Annotated in this window: 16 protein-coding genes; 5 read left to right on the plus strand and 11 right to left on the minus strand. The window is 30.8% G+C overall.

From position 1 onward, the window contains the following. Positions 1 to 18 precede the first annotated feature (18 nt). Positions 19 to 1,263, plus strand: a complete 1,245-nt coding sequence (locus T483_RS0103300) for a hypothetical protein (RefSeq protein WP_026885553.1) — start codon at positions 19 to 21, stop codon at positions 1,261 to 1,263. Between the two features lie 260 nt (positions 1,264 to 1,523). On the opposite strand, the gene T483_RS0103305 is transcribed toward T483_RS0103300, so the two are convergent. The 5 genes from T483_RS0103305 to T483_RS0103325 all read right to left on the minus strand — a co-directional run bounded on the left by T483_RS0103305 (position 1,524) and on the right by T483_RS0103325 (position 7,813). Continuing rightward, on the minus strand, positions 1,524 to 3,518 hold the full coding sequence (locus T483_RS0103305; RefSeq protein ID WP_026885554.1) for a methyl-accepting chemotaxis protein: 1,995 nt from the start codon (positions 3,516 to 3,518) through the stop codon (positions 1,524 to 1,526). A 547-nt stretch (positions 3,519 to 4,065) separates the two neighbouring features. Further along, the gene (locus T483_RS0103310) at positions 4,066 to 4,428 is read right to left on the minus strand and encodes a DUF4180 domain-containing protein (RefSeq protein WP_026885555.1); all 363 of its coding nucleotides are present in this window, start codon (positions 4,426 to 4,428) and stop codon (positions 4,066 to 4,068) included. A gap of 15 nt (positions 4,429 to 4,443) precedes the next feature. Then, positions 4,444 to 4,932 (minus strand): helix-turn-helix domain-containing protein, encoded by a 489-nt coding sequence (locus T483_RS0103315; RefSeq protein ID WP_026885556.1) that lies wholly within the window; start codon positions 4,930 to 4,932, stop codon positions 4,444 to 4,446. A 484-nt stretch (positions 4,933 to 5,416) separates the two neighbouring features. Then, complete coding sequence (locus T483_RS0103320) at positions 5,417 to 6,448, minus strand: epoxyqueuosine reductase (RefSeq protein WP_026885557.1); 1,032 nt, start codon at positions 6,446 to 6,448, stop codon at positions 5,417 to 5,419. 186 nt (positions 6,449 to 6,634) lie between these two features. After that, complete coding sequence (locus T483_RS0103325; RefSeq protein WP_026885558.1) at positions 6,635 to 7,813, minus strand: acetyl-CoA C-acetyltransferase; 1,179 nt, start codon at positions 7,811 to 7,813, stop codon at positions 6,635 to 6,637. 237 nt (positions 7,814 to 8,050) lie between these two features. On the opposite strand from T483_RS0103325, the gene T483_RS0103330 reads away from it, so the two are divergent. Then, positions 8,051 to 8,941 (plus strand): LysR family transcriptional regulator, encoded by an 891-nt coding sequence (locus T483_RS0103330; RefSeq protein ID WP_026885559.1) that lies wholly within the window; start codon positions 8,051 to 8,053, stop codon positions 8,939 to 8,941. A 195-nt stretch (positions 8,942 to 9,136) separates the two neighbouring features. On the opposite strand, the gene T483_RS0103335 is transcribed toward T483_RS0103330, so the two are convergent. After that, positions 9,137 to 9,499: a hypothetical protein gene (locus T483_RS0103335; RefSeq protein ID WP_026885560.1), complete on the minus strand. Its 363-nt coding sequence runs from the start codon at positions 9,497 to 9,499 to the stop codon at positions 9,137 to 9,139. A gap of 145 nt (positions 9,500 to 9,644) precedes the next feature. Further along, positions 9,645 to 10,670 carry an SDR family oxidoreductase gene (locus T483_RS0103340; protein ID WP_026885561.1) on the minus strand — a complete coding sequence of 342 codons (1,026 nt, stop codon included), beginning with the start codon at positions 10,668 to 10,670 and terminating at the stop codon, positions 9,645 to 9,647. Between the two features lie 116 nt (positions 10,671 to 10,786). On the opposite strand from T483_RS0103340, the gene T483_RS0103345 reads away from it, so the two are divergent. After that, positions 10,787 to 11,308, plus strand: coding sequence for a TetR/AcrR family transcriptional regulator (locus T483_RS0103345; protein WP_026885562.1), 522 nt, complete (start codon positions 10,787 to 10,789; stop codon positions 11,306 to 11,308). A gap of 407 nt (positions 11,309 to 11,715) precedes the next feature. Here T483_RS0103345 and T483_RS31470 read toward each other — a convergent pair whose 3' ends face one another. Both T483_RS31470 and T483_RS0103355 read right to left on the minus strand, forming a co-directional pair. Beyond that, the gene (locus T483_RS31470; RefSeq protein ID WP_196244840.1) at positions 11,716 to 11,886 is read right to left on the minus strand and encodes a hypothetical protein; all 171 of its coding nucleotides are present in this window, start codon (positions 11,884 to 11,886) and stop codon (positions 11,716 to 11,718) included. Positions 11,887 to 12,052: 166 nt separating this feature from the next. Next, complete coding sequence (locus T483_RS0103355; protein WP_026885564.1) at positions 12,053 to 12,949, minus strand: LysR substrate-binding domain-containing protein; 897 nt, start codon at positions 12,947 to 12,949, stop codon at positions 12,053 to 12,055. Positions 12,950 to 13,078: 129 nt separating this feature from the next. On the opposite strand from T483_RS0103355, the gene T483_RS0103360 reads away from it, so the two are divergent. Next, positions 13,079 to 14,194, plus strand: coding sequence for an alkaline phosphatase family protein (locus T483_RS0103360; protein ID WP_026885565.1), 1,116 nt, complete (start codon positions 13,079 to 13,081; stop codon positions 14,192 to 14,194). Positions 14,195 to 14,510: 316 nt separating this feature from the next. Beyond that, positions 14,511 to 15,455, plus strand: a complete 945-nt coding sequence (locus tag T483_RS0103365) for an NAD(P)-dependent oxidoreductase (protein ID WP_026885566.1) — start codon at positions 14,511 to 14,513, stop codon at positions 15,453 to 15,455. 430 nt (positions 15,456 to 15,885) lie between these two features. Here T483_RS0103365 and T483_RS0103370 read toward each other — a convergent pair whose 3' ends face one another. Then, complete coding sequence (locus tag T483_RS0103370) at positions 15,886 to 17,097, minus strand: NAD(P)/FAD-dependent oxidoreductase (protein ID WP_026885567.1); 1,212 nt, start codon at positions 17,095 to 17,097, stop codon at positions 15,886 to 15,888. 295 nt (positions 17,098 to 17,392) lie between these two features. Continuing rightward, entirely contained in the window at positions 17,393 to 18,574 is a 1,182-nt protein-coding gene (locus tag T483_RS0103375; protein ID WP_026885568.1) for a cation diffusion facilitator family transporter, read from the minus strand. Between the last annotated feature and the right edge of the window lie 544 nt (positions 18,575 to 19,118).

Here is a 19,118-nt window from a genome sequence, read left to right on the forward strand (position 1 = left end):
TTAAAGTGAGGAGATTTTATGATAAACAAAAAAACAAATAGGTTATTAAGTTCAATGCTGGGAGCTGCTTTAATTGTTGGACTTATTCAAATGCCTGCTTTTGCTGTTGATAATGTACAAGCTCAATCAGCCTATGCAGTTAACTCTGGATTAATTGGAAATAACAATTCTGTTGAGCAGAATGGAGTCAAGATAACTCTAAACAGTGTGGCTGGAACAAAAAATGACCTCAAAGCTACAATCACAATACAAACCCCAACGCCTTTTGATAAAGATGACAGAGAAACAGCACGAGTTTTATTAAATTATGGCGACAATAAATTTAATGGTGGAGGTACGTCATTTAAACGTACAGATGACAAAACATTAGTTATAACCATTGAAGAGAAATTAAATAAATCTGTATTACCCGAAAAGGGTCCTTTAAGAATTGATGTAGTAATGCAAAAATACAAGGTTAATGTTGGATTAGATGCAAACGTTGATTTTTCAGACTCACTAAAAAATTCAATGGAAAAGGATTATTCAATTAAAATTCCTCAATTTGATTCTACATTTAATAAGTTAGAATCCGATATTTTGGGGACTCATCTTTCTTTCACTGAACCGGAAGAAACTTCTTTAACGGGAAATAATGATGTATTAACCGAACATTCCTTTATCTTAAAAGCTGGAGATAAAATGTATTCGTTGAGAAATTCTGATAGCTACTCATCTGACAGTGATAAAGATAACATGTCAATAGTAACTACTTATGAAGCAGAAGGAGCAACTTATGAAAAGATCAAAGATCAGACAGCTATAAGCTTAATCCCTGTAAGTTTGACTATTAACTTAAAGGATGAAAAAAACTTATATACAGAAGAACATAATGATAAAAACATGCAAACTATCAATAATGTAAGTTATGCAAAGACCTTTGATTTTTCTGATGGAAGTAAAGGCGAAATCTATAATATTCAAAGAGACGATAATAGCGTAAAAGTTTATCTAAAAGGAGTAAATGAAAAAGAAAGTTTATTAATGGCAAGCAGTTTGTTTATGGATTATAAAGATGAGAATAGTAAAAAAGATTATTATGATCGTGATTATTACGACGGTAACGAACGCACTACTTTCTATAAAGACTCTAATGATTCTTTAGGTTATATTGTTGAATTTAGTAATGTAAAAAAGGACGTAAATACTCAAATAAACTACGACCCAACTATAAGTTTGATTAATGCATTTACTGTTGGAGATGAGATCCAATTATCTAAGTAACTATATTAAAATTATAGTCTAAACTTAGGGACATGACAATTATTAAAACAGATAAAGCATCACTATAGATATTAAATTTATAGTGGTGCTTTATTTTATGAAGAATATTAAATTATTATTAAACACATAACTTCTTGTGTCTATCACTTTAAGAGACTCAAGAACAGCTTAATGATTCATTCCATGAACAAAGTGTTTAAAACTTTAGAAATAGATTTCTCAAATTTAGATTCTATTATATCTTATTAGAATTCTTTATTCTAAACTTTAAATTTATTTGCTTCCTCTATCATTTCATTAGTCATATCACTAAGAATTTGTGCAGAAGAAGCCACTTCTTCTGTTGAAGCATTCACTTCCTCTGATGATGCTGAAATTTCTTCTGCTGCTGCAGAAACTTCTACTGAAATTGAAGATAATCCATTTATTCTATTCAAAATGGCATTCTTATCATTTTCTATATTATCAGCAGAACTTTTAACTGTTTCAATTTTAGGAATTACTTCATCAACTGCTTGTATTATTTTCTTGAAAGATGCTATTGAATTATCTATAATTTTACCTTGATTTCTCATTTCATCATCCATAGTAGTCGATTCCTGAACTATAATATCAGCATTGTTAGATATTAAACTTATTAATTTACTAATATTTTCAGATGATTCTTTTGATTGTTCAGCAAGCTTTCTTATTTCATCAGCAACTACAGAAAATCCTCTTCCTGCTTCTCCTGCCCTAGCCGCTTCAATAGCAGCATTTAGTGCCAATAAATCTGTTTGTTCTGCAATACTATTTATAAGGCTTGTAATCTCATTTATTTCATTTATGTCTTTTCCAAGTGATATAACTTTACTATAAAACTCTTTAAATGAATTACTCACATTTATTACTGATTGATTTAATCCTTTCATTTCACTACTGCTATCATTTGCCATTAAACTTATTTCTCTAGAATTCGAATCTACAACTTGTATCTCTTTAACCATTCTTGATAACTTATTGCTAAATTCATCAAGAATATCTGTTATATTTATTAACTCTTCAGATTCATTACTTGTCCCTTTCGCAACTTCAGATATTGCTTCTGAGACATTTTGTGATACGCTTGCTATCTCTTCTGATATAGACGCTAAATTTTCTGATTGTGAATTAATATTTGAAGAATTTTCTTTTATTTTCTTAATCATTGTTCCTAAAGATTCTTGCATTGATTTCATTGCATTAGTCATAACACCAATTTCATCTTTTGAATTCAAATACCTAGTAGAAACTTCTTCACATAGATTACCTTCTGCTAGTAATTCCAAGTGCTTTGATGTAGACTTTATTCCCTTAGATATACTATTTGAAATTATGTATATTATACCAAGTCCAATTAATATGAATACTATAGATGATAATGCAACTGAAATCTCCAAAGTGCTTAATTCTGATAATATTTCATTTCTTGCTATTGTAACTGCTACAGACCAATTAGTTTCTTTTACTGGAGCATAACTTACAAATTTATCTACACCTTCATATTGATATTCACCCAACCCTGTTTCTCCAGAGATCATTTTCTTTTCAATATTTGCTAACCCCTGTAAATTAGCATCCTTTTCTGCTGCCTCAATTCCATTATACATTTGAGTAACTAAGTCCCTATTTTTATGGGCTATTACTACTCCACTGTTATTTATCATAAATGAAGCGCCTGTTTGCCCAAACTTAACTTGATCTGTTAAATCACTTAAGTCATTACCATCTTGTGATTCCGCTAATACTCCTACAATCTCATTATTGTATTTAATGGGAACTGCATATATAACTAGAAGAGTTCCATCAGTTTTATTTATTAACGGATCTGATACGCTCCTTGTACCACTCATAGCTTTCTTGAAATATTCCCTATCTTTTACATTGGCTGTTAATCCCAATGTATTTATAAGATTTCCATCTTTATCTATATAACTTAGTCTATTGCAGCCAGTCCTCTTAACTTCACCTGAAAGAATCGATAATTTGTCTTGTAATAAGCTATTAGGATTATTTATATCCGGTCTTGCAGCAATAGCCTCTAGTGAATTTAATTCTCCCTCAATTCTTCCTTGAATATTACTTGCAGTCTGCTCTGCAATTCTAGGTAAAGTCTTGTTTAAATTTGACTTTAATCCATTTAGCGAGCTTATAACAGAAACTATGCCTAATCCAATACATGCAATTCCTATTATCAGCCCAAAGAATACCGTTAATTTTGTTTTTATACTTCTCATAATATACCCCTTTACTAAAATTAATACTTAAATTTAAGATGATTAATCCTCTTTCATATCGATCTTAAATTCATATTTTATACAATTTTTGACCTAATAATATTATTGTAACATATTTTCATCAAAATTCGTATTATTATTATCATTGGTTTTCATGAAATATTTTGTTAATTTAAAACCACTCTCTATATTATGGGAAAAATATCTCTATACATGGTCGAATTCGCTCCCGCAAGTCATATTTCTTTAAATATTCTGTAGCAAGTCCTAAGATTTCTTATTATTTTTTAATAAAATTCATCATTACTGTTTTGATTTAATTCTAATTTACAGTTTTGATATGTATAGGGTTAAAATAAAAAGACTCTAGGTTTAAATCCCTGAGCCTTTTTGCTTATCTTTATATTTAATATTTTTATAACATTTGCATTCTTCTATTAATCATTATCATATGTATCTATAACTACACCTAATCCAATTTTTAATGTAATAAAATATTTATTGATCACTCAAACTTTATTCTTTTCCATTCACTTTCTCCTTAGTATCATAATTTCGAAATCCAACTTTCAGCTTCTGCAATATTCTTAAAAGTTCTAAAATTGTTTCCTTTGTTAGATTCCATTATCATTTCTTTAAATCTATCATTAAGTTTTTCTTCATCCTCTATAATAACTGCAACTTTTACATGATAGTTTATAAATTTTTGTAACGCCATACCTGCAAGTCTAGTCTTAAGATTGAAGAAATCTTCAGATAATACATTTGAATTAAGCATGATTGTATAAATGTCTTTTTCCATACAAATAGATATACAATCCACCACATCTTGCTCTGAAGAAAGTTTCCATACTTCAGAAGCAAATTCAATATACTTAACATTCTCTTTATTTACTACTCTATAATTCAAAACGTTCACTCTCCTCTACATATTAGTTTGTTCCACAAGCATAGAAATAGATTTTAGCATTTCTTCAATGAAGCTCACATTCCCCCATAATAAAACCCTTAACCTGTTTTCTTTTTCATCATATTTCATATTAATTGTTGATTTTCCCATTTTAGGGTCTTTACAATTCATTACTGCTATAAGAGTATTGGATATTCTAAAGTATTGTTCTTTATCCACATCATTTATATCAACAACAGTAGATACATTTATTTTTTGTTTTTCAGTTTCTTTAACGTCTCCATTAGTAAGAAAATCAATACTTGATTCATCACTAGTTTTTTTATTATTTATATTAACATTATTCTTTTCCATAAAAAGACTTAAATCATGACCAGAAATTCTCCATTGCTTTCCCACTTTACTTGCAGCAAGTTTTCCTTCTGTTATAAACTTTCTAATAGTTTTGTGATGCATACCTAATATTTCTGCTACTTTATCTATTGTATAAAATTGATTCTCCATAAAAAATCTACCCTTTCAAAATTAATCTATGGTCAAATTATAATAACTCTTTTTACTTACGTCAAGTATTTTATTATACTTTGTTATACTTTATTGCACTTTATTGAACTATCATATAAGAATCTCACTACATTCATGGCTTTTCTCAACTACAATTTAGTAAAATTTATATATACTGCAATTCACGATGCACATTTTACAATTACGGCTAAAATTCTTGTAATATTTTTATAATTATGATGAAGAATTAGTTTTGCAACATATACATAACTCTTTATATTCACAACATTTATCATAAACTTTCTTCTATAAACAAAATAATAAGAAGGAGAACCACATCCATAATCCGGACTTGGTTCTCCTCCATTACTTAAATATATTATTAAATTATCATTTATAAAATAACTAAATCTATATGCACTCGCTAAATCCTCACAAAGTAAGTAACCATAATTAAACTACTTTTTTGATTTTAAAAAATTGCTTATTTTAAGTTCAATTTTTCAATCGCCCACTCTGCCATTTCTCGTACCTTTGAATTACTATCATTACAAGCATACATTATATGTTCTCTATATTGCTCTTTATAGTCATTTACCATTACATTAATAGCATTAACTTTCCATTTCCAAACACTTGATTTATCTATATACCAAAACTTAGGCTGCATAACTTCTTCTAAAAATTTATAATCCATTCTAATTATTTTTTCTAGAGATATCTGTTCGCTTAACTCCTGCAAATTAGGAAATTCTTCTGTTTCCTGCCAACGATTTTTATTCATAGGACATGCATCTTGGCAGGCATCACAACCATAAACCCAATTTCCTATTTGTTCTCTATATTTTTCGCTAGTCATATCTCTTCCCATAAATGTAGTTACACAAGATACACATGCTATAGGATTCATTGTGTATGGTTTTGATAAAGAGGCTGAAGGGCAAGCTTTCATGCATAGATTACACTTATCAGAACAAGGTCTTACATTTGGTGTTTCTATAGCTTCTAATTCCTTATCAATAAGCCATGCCTCCAAATACACTGATGAGCCACTTTCAGTATAAAAGAAATTATTCTTTCGAACTATTCCAAGTCCAGCTTTCATAGCTGCAAAACGTAATGGTACAAGACCAAACCCTCTTTCAGTTTCCGCTCTAAGCCCTAAATCTTGCATATATTTTTCGAATTTTAAACTATCTTGAAAATCTTTAGAATTCTTATCTTTTCTTGCATCAACCAAATAGTATTTTGCAATCATGCCTTTTAAATGTTCTTGAATATGATATTTGCCATACCTTCTCACACATATTACAATTGATTTTGCCCAAGGATAAGTATCCTTCAATTGTGTAAAACGATATTGACCCTGATAAAAACCTTTAGACTCTGGAACACGTTCAACCCGTTCATCAAGTCTTTCTTTATAGCCATCTATATCAGATATTTTAATGATTCCACACTTTTCATATCCTAAATTTAATGCTGCACTTTTTATTTTATCTGCTAATAAAGTCATTTTCTCTACACCCTTTCTTAGGTTAGATAAAAGAATAATAAATTATATATGTTGCAATTGAATTTCTATATTTAACTCTTTATTGAGCTCTTTGTTTACTAGAATAATAAATGTAAGTTTATTATTGCAACATATATAGCATGCTTGTTTGTTATTTATTTCACATAACCTAATTAATGATTATAATTATTCTCTTTCAACTATTAAGGCAGTCCCTTGACCTCCACCAATGCACAATGTTGCAAGTCCTTTTTTTGCATCTCTTTTTTCCATAGCATGTAGCAAAGTTACTAAAATACGTGCTCCAGATGCACCAATAGGATGTCCAAGAGCTATGGCTCCCCCATTAACATTAACTTTATTCATGTCTAAATTTAAATCTCTAGCTATTGCTATACTTTGTGATGCATAAGCTTCATTTGCTTCGATTAAATCTAAATCCTCAGCTTTTAAATTGATTTTATCTAAAGCAGCTTTTGTTGCATAAAATGCACCATATCCCATTATTGCTGGGTCTAATCCTGCTGATCCATAAGAAGTGATTTTAGCAAGTGGTTTTATTCCTAGAGCTTTAGCTTTATCTGTACTCATAATTACTAATGCTGCTGCTCCATCATTTAATCCAGATGCATTTCCTGCTGTAACTGTACCATTTTCCTTAAAAATAGGTTTAAGCTTTTTTAATGCTTCTATAGTATTACCGAACCTAGGGAATTCATCTTGGTAAAATATTATTTCACCTTTTTTAGTTTTAATTACTACAGGAACTATTTCATCTTTAAATTCTCCACTCTTAATGGCTTTTTCAGCTTTTTGTTGTGATAAAAGTGAAAATTCATCTTGTTCTTCTCTTGTTACATTCCATTTCTCAGCCACGTTTTCTGCAGTTACTCCCATATGATAATCATTGAATGCATCCCATAAACCATCTTTTATCATTTCATCAATGAATTCTCCATGTCCCATTCTTTGGCCCCACCTTGCATTATCAAGTAAAAATGGTGCACTAGACATGTTTTCCATGCCACCAACTACGATAGCATCAGCGTCACCAGCTTTTATGATTTGAGCCGCTAAACTTATAGCTCTTAATCCTGAGCCGCAGACCTTATTAATTGTAAATGCAGGTATTTCTGCAGGTAGTCCAGCTTTCACAGCTGCTTGCCTTGCTGGGTTTTGTCCAAGGCCTGCTTGAAGCACATTTCCAAAGATAACTTCATTAATTTCCTCTGGTTTGATATTTGCTCTTTTAACAGCTTCTTTTATTACTATTGAACCTAATTCAACTGCTGGTACATCTTTTAAAGTCTTTCCATAAGCTCCTATTGCAGTTCTTACTGCACTTACTATTACTACATCTTTCATTTCTTATTCCTCCTATAATGAAAAGTTTACTTGTTATTTTTTTAACAAATTTTGATATAAAAATTCATTCTTATTAATGATTTAACAATGTTCATAAAACTTAATAATTTAATTTGCAGCTGCTCTATGACTTTATATTATCAGATGGTTATATATTTGTAAAATTGATATATTCGAATTGACAATTCGATTTTTTCAATATATCATTAAATTAATATAAAGATTGGAGTGAGATTAATGGATATCAGACATTTTAGAACCTTTAAAAGCATTATAGAAGAAGGTAATTTTTCAAATGCAGCGATGAAATTAGGATATACTCAATCTACTGTTACCTCACAAATTCAGCAGCTAGAGCAGGAACTATCAATCAAGTTATTCGAAAAAATTGGACGTAATATGGTATTAACTACTTTAGGAAAAGAATTAATACCATACGCCGATGAATTACTTAATACAGTTAAAAAGATTGAAAGCATTGGTAAATATGGTGATAACATTACAGGCGAATTAAAAATTGCTGTTGCAGAATCTTTAATGTCTTATAAATTACAAAATGTATTAGCTATGTTTAAAGAAAAAGCTCCTAATGTAAAACTTTCTATGGTTTCGCTCAATTGCTATGACATAAAAAATATGTTAGCTAGTGGTGAAGCAGATCTCGGTTTAATGTATAATGTTGGAAATAAAAATGAAATCTTAAATGCTGTTAGACTTTCTGATTTTGGTGTAGCTTTAGTATGTTCACCTCAATTTGAACACGAAAAATTAGATTTCAATACTCCTAACCAAAAAATAAATACAAGCCTTATCATTAATGAAGTTGAATCCATCTATAGAATAATACTTGAAAGTTATTTTTTTGATAAAAATATATCATTAGACAACACAATCGAACTTGGCAGCATTGAAGCAATAAAGAAATGTGTTGCAAGTAATCTTGGAATTTCGTTTTTGCCTCGTTTTACAGTAGAAGAGGAGCTTAATAATGGCAAATTGAAAGAACTCAAAGTAGGCGATTTAGATGCTAAAATCACAGCAATATATGCTTATCACAAGAATAAGTGGATTAGCCCTGCAATGTCTTTATTTATTGAATTGGTGAGAAAAGATTTTAATATTAAATAACTATTTCAATATAAAATTTTACCCACCAGAATATATGACTTTTCTGGTGGGTTCATTTCATCACTTAGGTGACACTTCAACTACGCATCGATTTTTTGATTCTTACAAATTTTATATTTTTCTTCTACTATATTATTTAAATCCTTTAGATACTTCCCCTAAATAGAGCCTATCATTATTAATAGTCGATCTAATTTACCATTCACGTTTTTTATTTTCTAGGTAGGTAATAATATCTTCTACATATCCATCATTAAACTCTTTTTCCGTTAATATATAATAATTATTTTTACTTATACCACCTATATCAACCTTGTCTTTTATATATGGAGATATTAAGAGTAATGTATCTTCATCCTGAATTAAATTTTTTAGGCTATCATATGTAGAATCAACATGAACTGCATAATCCATATTTTTTTCTTTCAATTTTTGATTTAACTTTTCCTTCAGAGTTTCCGAAAGAGATTTTTTAAAAATATTTAATCCTCTATCCATTCCAAAAGGATTAGGTCTAGCCCCTACTATTACTTTGGCGATGATAATAATATTTTTCAATTTTATTCCCCCGATATTTTCATATATACTATATAATACCATAAATTAAATTTAATTACATTATATTGATTTTTGATTAAGGGAAGACAACTCAAAAACTTAATAATTGCCTGATATTTAGAGAAACTTAATATAATTTTAATGTCTATTTATCAATTAATCCAAGTTCAATCATACTTTTTGCAGTTGCCACGATTGCCTCTTCTGCTGATCTTGGCTGCCAACCAAGTAACTTTTTAGCTTTTGCATTGCTGCAAGCTGTGTTTTGTCCTAAAAACGTTGCTGGCATGCGCAAATCCTTTTTAAAAATCGCCATAAATTTAATCATAAAATCCGGCAGCGCCTTAGTCGATACTTTTTTTGCTGTACTTCCTAAGTATCTCTGCAAAATTTTCGCTTCTTCTTTATATGTCAGATTTTCACCCGTAGTAGCAATAAATCGCTCTCCAGCAGCCTCTGGACATGTCATCGCAAGCAAATGTAATTCTGCAACGTCTCTCACATCAACGTAATCAAATCCGATATTTAAGAGGAATGGCATATCCCCCCTGAGCATCGCACGAATAATCTGATTGGAGTGAGAAAAATCCTGTCCAAGTACAGGTCCCATGACCGCCACAGGATTAACCGCAGAGAGTTCCATATTCTCTTTCTTTGCAAACTCCCAAGCCGCAAGCTCTGCCATAGTTTTTGAACGTTGGTATGCATCAATATTGCCTGACAAGTCAGTCCAATCTTCCTCTGTGAAAATCTCTGGATGAGATTTATGGCCTGCAAGCACTGCTCCTGAAGCAGAAGTTAGGACTACACGTTTAACACCTACCGCTTTCGCTGCCTTCATCACTCGCAATGTACCATCAACTGCCATTTTCACCATTTCATCATCATCATCAGGACGTGTGGCTGGTGTTGGTGATGCAACATGAATAACGTAAGTCGCATCAGTTGCAGCCTTCATCCAGTTTATATCACTTGTCAAATCTGTCTGTATAAACTCCAAATTTTCAAAATCAACTGCTCCACCTTGTGCAAGCATTAACTTAACCTCATCCTGACGTGACAATGTGCGAAGTGTTGTACGAACTCGATACCCCCGTTTCAGAAGCTTTAATATTATGTGTACGGCAATAAAGCCGCTTCCGCCTGTTACTAAAACTAATTCCTTTTCCATAATGAATTCCTCCTCACTAAGGTTTCACTTGTAACCTCTGTGCAATTAGAATATACTATTATCAAGATGAAATCAACACAAAAACGATCATATGTGACAATAAGGGAGGTATTGTAATGGCAGCAACAAATCACTCTCAAGCCATCAAAAAAGATACAAAGGATTTTATAACGACAGCTATTCTGCAATTGCTTGCAACAGAGAAGTTGTCAGAATTGACAGTTTCACAAGTTTGTAAACGGGCAGGGGTAAGCCGAATGGCTTTTTACCGAAACTTTAACGATCTCGAGCAGATTTTGTATGAATATTATCAGCCAAAGATTGCTGCTGTATTTTATACGATTCATCAGAATCCATCTTTCTCTGATAAATTTGATATCCAATTAAAGTTTTTCAACACCTTTAGTGATGATTTACTCTCATCTGTTGATCGTGGATATGAACCAATTATTCAACAGATTTTCATAGAAGAAATAAACAAATTTTATGCTCCTGATAGTGGTGAATACTGGACAACTTTCATGTCAGCAGGCGTTTATGCTGTTTGGCGAAAATGGTTTCTAGGTGGACAGCAAAAATCGCTCCAGGAAATAATGGAATTTTTTAAGCAATTTGATACATTAAAAAAGACTTTTTAAGGTTTCCGCTTTTATCACTTGTCGTACATTTTTATTAATTGTTGAGTAAATGACTTTTAGTGCTCAATCTTTTTATCAGATATAAATGCTAATTATTAATTTTTATCCATTTGCACAACATTGGAGTAATTATCCATAAATTTCTGCTATATTTAACCAATTATCAAAATTTTCATTATTATCTGTTTTACACAAAGATACTTATCACAAAAAGAAGAAGGATTCCCTCTGATGGGTTGTTCCTCCTTCTTCCTTATTATCCAAATCTCATTCACTTATTGTACGGTTCACCGTATCAGTAGTAAGCGATAACTCTTTAATTCTAATATTGTATTCATTCCTTTGTATGTTCTATCTATTATTTTAAGGAATATCAAAAAATCCTTAATGAGTTATCATCTCTTTAGTTACTTTTCAAGTTCTACCTCTCCTATTGATGATATTATTAATTTTAACTTATTAACATTATCATAAGAACTTAAAGAAAAGTTTGTAGCTATTATTGTCTTATTATCCTTTAATTCCATACTATAACCACTTGATTGATACTCTTTTCCGTTTTCATCTATTAACTTCATGTTTTTCGGACTAAATATATTTTCATCTTTATATTCCCCACCTACAGCAAAAGTTACATTAAAAGATGTTGAACTTGACTTAGCTGATATTATTTCTATTTTAGATGTATTGAATGGTTTTCTGTATAAATGTACAATTCAACATATAGCTAATATAGCCAGAGTGCTATCGCACCTTTTGGGGATTCTCCTCTTTTATTTCACTACACAACGTTATAAAGTTATCTATATATTCTGTTAGGTTCTTGTTTTTATGGTAAGAAACATAGAACTTCCTTGTAAAGTTACACTCTTCTAAATTTATTTTTGCGATTTTTCCGGTTTTCAATTCATCTTGTATTAAGTATTGAGACAAAAGTGCTATTCCTTTATTATGAATTACAGCTTCTTTTATAGAATCAATACTCTTGCAAATCCATGTAACATTAGGAATAATATGCGATTCATCAAAAATATCTTGAAGCATTTTTTGAGTTCTACTTCCAGGTTCACGGGATATTATTGGTTCTGAACGTAATTGCTTAATTCTAATTGTTTGTTCAGCAAGGGGATTTTCTGGGTAGCAAACAAGCATTAGTTTATCATCTAAAAAATCAATATATGTTAACTCGCTGCAAGGAGATTCCATTTGAATAATGGCTATATCCAAATCATATGATAATATCTTTTGTTCTATGTAGGAGCTATTTCCAATTTCAACTTGAATATTAACAGAAGGATAAAGGTTCTGGAATTTCTCTAATATTGGGTAAATCAATTTATGAGCAATTGTGGTACAAACCCCAATTCGTACTAGTCCTTGATAGGAAAGATTCCTCATTTTTAAGTTCATTTGCTCTAAATCATATAATAATTGTTTTGCATGGAAAAGTAATTCCTTTCCATTAGAAGTCAAATATAGTTTTTTAGATAATCGCTCAAATAACTTTGTATTGTATTCATTCTCCAGCGCTGATATTGACTGACTGATGGATGATGGCGATATATATAAATTTTGAGCTGCTTTACTCATGCTCATTTGAGTACAAACTTCTACAAATATTTCTAAATCACGAATTGTCAATTAAAGTCCCTCATTTCATATAGTTAAGTATTTACTAATCATTATATAATATTATTCATATTTTACAAAGTATTATAGAGGTGATAACCTAAAGACAAATAAGTGTCTTGATTAAAGGAGATGTAAATTATGCAAAAAATAATGATTGTTGTCATTGATGGGTGCTCTCCAGAATATTTTACTTTGGAAAATGCACCAAATATTTACGGTTTGTGTGAGCAAAAAGGATTCATAAAAAATATTTATGGTTCAGTTCCTACGGTAACCAACGTTAATCATGCTTCTATTCTGTCAGGACTTTGGCCAAATGAGACACAAATGGTAGGAAATTTCTTTTATAATCACATAACAGGAAAGTCTGGATTTATACAAGAGAAAGGCTTTATGAAATCTACTACAATATTACAGCACTTTAAAAGAATTGGTGGTAAAACTGCCTTATTGACGGTAAAAGGAAAAGTTCTTGAAGTATATGGAGAAGATGTTGATTTAGGTATAAGTGCTGAAAAGCCTGACCTCAACCTTTTAGAGCAGCTAGGCATTTCTATGCCGCCAAAAATACAAAGTGTAGAAAGTAGTAAATGGATTTTAGATGCAGCCTATACATGCATACAAAAAGAATCTCCTGAGATAGTGTACTGCACTACTAACGACTATATTATGCATCATTATGGCCCAAACTCTGAACAGGCTAAAAAGCAAATAAACGATATTGATAACTGCATCAAAAGAATATACGAATTAGACCCGACACGCCAGATTTATATTACTGCTGATCATGGAATGAATAAAAAAACTACTCTTGTAAATTTTCAAAATTTATCAGAACAAGCAGGTTTTCATGTTGTTTGCGTACCTCCAATGAAAGATAGATATATTGAAAACCACGCGTATCAGGAAGGTGGAACACTTTATGTATATTTGAAAAATGCAGATGATATGGAAAAGTATCTTCAATTTGTATCTGCTCAAATATCAGTTGACAAAATTTTGAACAAAAAAGAAGCTGCTGAACTTTATCATTTGCCAATAAATAGTATAGGAGACTACGTCATTTTTGCCTCTGAAGATTATGCATTTGCTGAAATTGAAGGTATTTATTTAAATGCTAAAGACATACGAACTCACGGCTCCCTTTATGAAAGGGAAATACCTTTAGCGGCAATTAACCCTGTTATGTCAAAAGAAAAGTATCAATTTAGTAAAGATATAACTTCAAATATTTTGCAATTGTTATCTAGGTAGCAGTGTAGACATTTTGCAAAGATTACTGGTATTGGAACCTTTGCATCAATAATATGCTTATATCTAAAAATGTATGCAGTGGAAAGTGCGTAGTAAATACACCTTTTACCTATTTTTATAGAGAAAATTAATACTAAATAGATCTTAACTTACTTTGACATTAAGAAGGACTATGTATATTATAACAATAAGCAAAATATGAAAATTTCTGAGATTTCTCCCGTAATATATGACGGAGAAGATGCCGGGATTGTAATTGCAAATATCAAACGGATTTTCTTCGAACAGGGTATAGAGCATGAAAGGTGGTTTAACAATGAAGATTCTTATAGTCGGATATTTTACTGAGACCTCAAAATCAAATATTGTAAGGCATTTTCCGGAAGACTGGGACATTGTAATTGTCCAGCCCGGAAAAGAAATGTTGCATCATATTGAAGATTGTCAGGTACTCATACCTGAACATATTAAAGTGGACCGCAGTCTGCTTTCTATAGCAAAAAAATTAAAGTTGGTACAGACAGGTGCAGGATTTGATAATGTAGATATCGATGCTTGCACGCAGTACGGCATTTGGGCCGCCAATGCTGCAGGAGTGAATGCACAAGCAGTTTCCGAGCACGTAATGGCGCTGATATTGTCTTATTATAAAAACATACCGTTTCTTGATGCTTTCATGAAGAATAAAATAGCTGAAAATGAATTGCAGTATACAGGAAGTGAATTAAAAGGCAAAACCATCGGGATTATAGGCTTTGGCGCCATCGGTAAAAAAGTAGCTGAGTTTTGTAGCGTTTTTGATATGAATGTTCTGGTTTATGCTAGAAATCCCGTTGTACAGCCTGACAGTTTTGTGGAAATGACGGATTTCGATACTCTTGTAGGCGCATCGGACATAGTAAGTGTACATGTAGCCTTGAATCAGCAAACAAAACAGCTGATCAACAAAGAGGTATTCAAGAAAATGAAGAATACTGCACTTTTTATCAATACAGCCCGCGGCGGGATTGTCAATGAAAGAGACTTGATAGATGCATTAAAAAACAAGGACATTTCAGGAGCATGCCTGGATGTGTTTGAATCTGAACCCCTTCCAATTGACAGTGAACTCCGAAATCTGAGAAATGTTATACTTACTCCTCATACAGCAGGCTTGCCTGATGGTCTCAAATTTCATAAAAAAAGATATGATTTCTTCGTAAATAATATAAAGCGTGTAGAGAATGGTGAAGAGCCTGTAAGCAAGCTAAATCAGTTATAGTTTTGATACAATAAAAATAAGAGCCCTCTATTCTACTTTGTATATGAGTGTTATATACTGAAAAGTAGATAGAATTATATAGCGTGATAGTTATAAAAGCTATAAAGCATTGATACTTTATAGCTTTTAAGACGTGAAATTCGTATAATGTTCACCAACTATTATGATATAATATCATAATATTCAGAGCTATCTGCTTTTTATCAAAAGTTTCTCTCTTTTCAGATTTTATTTTTATACTGGTTTTGTCCAATGCCATATCAAATAATAGGAATGTTTGTAAACTTTGTAATAAACAAAGAAAATGTAACCATAAACAGCACTAAGATATCAGTAAAAGACTCTAACGCTACTATGAATCATTAATTCCTAGTTTGATTAGATTTCTTTGTTTAGTGCTAATCTTCTTCCATTGCTTCCACCGTTTACATTAGTCAAATCTATTAACCTGAAAAAGTTTCAAATCTTCAGAAGCTGTTCCTAAATACAATTGACTAAGCATAATTCCGCCCAGTATAGCAAATAAAATACCATTTGCACCATAACCTAAGCAATACCATAATTTTTTATTGTTTGGATCCTTTCCTAAAAAGCCTAAATTATCTTGTGTTGATGCAAATGCTCCACAATACCTATAATCTATTTCTATATTCAAGTCCGGAAATAAATTTTTAAGTTTTTGTTCTAATTTATCATATTGTATTTCACATAATTTCTCATTAAATATGTCTGGCATAAAATTTATATCTTTTCCTCCAATTATTATCCGATTGTCATTAGTAGTCCTAAAATAATTGTATGGAACCTCATTATCTCTAATTACTACACCCTTATAGATTTCTCTAAGATTTTCTATTGGTTTTGTTACTATATTGAATGCTGTGGTTTTGATTCCAAATGCTCTTTTTGTAAAAAGTTGAGTATTATATCCTGCTGCGACTAATAAAATTTTACCTCTAACTTTATGCCCATACACGGTTTGTGATATAACTTCATTTTCAATGTAATTAATACATGTTACTTCTGAGTTTTCATATACTCTTAATCCTTTTTTACAACTTGAATCAAGTAATGCATGAGTAAATTTATATGGATCAAATTGCGCTCCTCCACCTTTGCTAAGCACTCCAGCCTTTACATCAAAAGAAAAAGGATTATTAGTTTCATCAATAAATTCTACCGGAAATCCAGCCTCATATCTAATCTTATATTCCTGCTCAATTTCCTTTCTCTCAATCTTTTTATCTGTATACAAGAAACTATCAGTTTTCTTAAAATCGCAGGTATTTCCATACTTATTTATAAATTCCTCTATTTCATCTAATGCTTTTATTCCTAATTTATATGACTTTATAACATTATCTATAGACGTATAGGCTTTTAATTCCATAGCCTTACTATCGAGTTCATATTGAAGAAGTGAAGTAGTTATACTAGTACTGCCATGAGCTATTCTTGATTTCTCTAGAATAACAGCATCAATATTATTTTTAGCAAAATAATACCCTAAAATTGCTCCAGTAACTCCCCCTCCAACTATTATAACCTCTGTATTAATATCTTCTGTTAGATACTCATATTGTTTTTTAAGTTTATTAATTCTTCTAAAGAAACATTCTCCCTGTACATACTGTATATTCATAATAACTATCTACTCCCTTAAGTTTTAACTAAATTATAATGAAATTATTATTTGCCAAAATACTTTTAATATGTATAACAATAAATTGATACACATGACGTCCAGCATCAGAAGTCATATTTCAAGCGATACTCATTTATATGCTCTTTTTAATGGAGTAGGTAGTTTTTTATAAAGAGTATGTCAATATAATATCCATTGAGGAGTAGAAGCATCGTCTCCCCAAAAAAACAAATAGCCTTAAACATTTTATATCAATGTGTAAGGCTATTTTAGCATTTGTTTTATATATCATTTAGTAAAACTCTCTATCGAAAGTAACGATACTCCTATAAGAAGGATTAATACTATATATAATATCTTGTATTTGAGCTTGCAGTTCTTTTTTTTCATTATCTTTAAAACTGGTCTTGTCCAATACCACATCAAATAATATGGTTTTTTCTTCATTTCCTCCAACAACTCTAAAATCATGCATAGATACTATACCATTTATTCCTTTAATCTTTTTATAAACTTCTTGTTTTAAGGCCACGATCTCAGGGCTGTCTGTATTAATTGGGTCCATATGAATAGAAAGATATACATTCATTCGTTTACCAATTTCCTTTTCAGCATCATCTATAACATCATGAAGTTCCATAATGGATATATTACTTGGAACCTCAGCATGCAAGGAAGCAATGTATCTACCTGGACCATAATTATGAATTACAAGATCGTGCACTCCGCATATATATTTATAACTTATTACACTGCTTTTTAATTCTTCTACAAATTCTTTTTCTGGTGCCTTACCAATTAAAGTACCAAGCATTTCTCTTCCAAGTTCTATACCTGAATGGAAAATAAAAAGAGATACAATGACTCCTATATATCCATCAATAGGAAAGGTTGTAAATCTTGTAATAAGCAACGAAAATGTAACCATAGACAGCACTAAGATATCAGTAAAGGATTCTAACGCTGATGCCTTAAGTGCAGATGAATCAATAGCATCACCTATATAATTTGTAAACCTGTTAAGAAAAACTTGTAATGGTATCGCACACAGCATGCAAATAAAACTTACTTTATTAAAAGGTATATTTACAGGATGTAAAACACGTAAAAATGAACTTCTTAAAAATTCAAATCCTACTACAAGTATGGCACCAGAAAATAAGAGCGCAGTTATATACTCTATTCTTCCATAACCAAAAGGATGCTTATCATCTGCCGGACGATTTGCAAGTTTAAAACTAAATATTGTAACTAACGAAGATAGTGCATCAGTCAGATTATGAAAAGCATCTGCTGTAATGGCTATACTGTTTAGAAATAAACCAATAACAATTTCTAAAACAAGAATAGAAGAATTTATTATTATCCCAACATTTCCTCCAAGAGTCCCGTAGGATTGTCTGACTGATTGACAATTTACATTTTTGTGGTCTTTCACAAATTTTCTTATTAAAAAATCGAAAATAAATTTCATATATTTCGCCTTCCATCATGTTATCTTATTTATTCCACGTATGTTTATATATGCGTTTAATCAATAAATTAACACTATAAACTAACTCCATAATCCAGCGTATTATTAAATTTTATACAACAAACTTACTTGTATGGGATTTTATATTAATAATAGTTATCAGCTTACTAACATTAAGAAGAATCTCTTAGTGATGCATATTAACTTTATTTAGTTTTATCAATTTCGTCGTTAAATGGGCGGCAAAAACCTCATTTATTACTGATGTGGTTCACCCTTAATTATCCTAAACCTTGTTTAGAAGTTTGTATCTTATTAAGTCGCATCAGCAACTTCCGATTATAGACATTATGAGTATCTCAAAATTCTACTTTCCTATTTTCTTTTCAAAGTATAATAAGGATAGCCTATCTATCTCCTCATAAATAGTCTATCCTCATTATACTGCAATTTTTTCAAATTACCCCCAATACATGTATAATATATTAATACAATTATTCATAGCTCTTGCTAGCATATGTAAGAATTAGTTATTGATTTGATT

It is taken from the genome of Clostridium beijerinckii HUN142 (genome assembly GCF_000621745.1).
GTDB lineage: Bacteria > Bacillota > Clostridia > Clostridiales > Clostridiaceae > Clostridium > Clostridium beijerinckii_A.

Excerpts from the sequence above, each read along its gene's own strand:
- T483_RS0103300 (WP_026885553.1), top strand. The coding sequence starts at position 19 with ATGATAAACAAAAAAACAAATAGGTTATTAAGTTCAATGCTGGGAGCT.
- T483_RS0103305 (WP_026885554.1), bottom strand. The coding sequence starts at position 3,518 with ATGAGAAGTATAAAAACAAAATTAACGGTATTCTTTGGGCTGATAATA.
- T483_RS0103315 (WP_026885556.1), bottom strand. The coding sequence starts at position 4,932 with ATGGAGAATCAATTTTATACAATAGATAAAGTAGCAGAAATATTAGGT.
- T483_RS0103320 (WP_026885557.1), bottom strand. The coding sequence starts at position 6,448 with ATGACTTTATTAGCAGATAAAATAAAAAGTGCAGCATTAAATTTAGGA.
- T483_RS0103325 (WP_026885558.1), bottom strand. The coding sequence starts at position 7,813 with ATGAAAGATGTAGTAATAGTAAGTGCAGTAAGAACTGCAATAGGAGCT.
- T483_RS0103330 (WP_026885559.1), top strand. The coding sequence starts at position 8,051 with ATGGATATCAGACATTTTAGAACCTTTAAAAGCATTATAGAAGAAGGT.
- T483_RS0103340 (WP_026885561.1), bottom strand. The coding sequence starts at position 10,670 with ATGGAAAAGGAATTAGTTTTAGTAACAGGCGGAAGCGGCTTTATTGCC.
- T483_RS0103345 (WP_026885562.1), top strand. The coding sequence starts at position 10,787 with ATGGCAGCAACAAATCACTCTCAAGCCATCAAAAAAGATACAAAGGAT.
- T483_RS31470 (WP_196244840.1), bottom strand. The coding sequence starts at position 11,886 with ATGAAGTTAATAGATGAAAACGGAAAAGAGTATCAATCAAGTGGTTAT.
- T483_RS0103360 (WP_026885565.1), top strand. The coding sequence starts at position 13,079 with ATGCAAAAAATAATGATTGTTGTCATTGATGGGTGCTCTCCAGAATAT.
- T483_RS0103365 (WP_026885566.1), top strand. The coding sequence starts at position 14,511 with ATGAAGATTCTTATAGTCGGATATTTTACTGAGACCTCAAAATCAAAT.
- T483_RS0103370 (WP_026885567.1), bottom strand. The coding sequence starts at position 17,097 with ATGAATATACAGTATGTACAGGGAGAATGTTTCTTTAGAAGAATTAAT.
- T483_RS0103375 (WP_026885568.1), bottom strand. The coding sequence starts at position 18,574 with ATGAAATTTATTTTCGATTTTTTAATAAGAAAATTTGTGAAAGACCAC.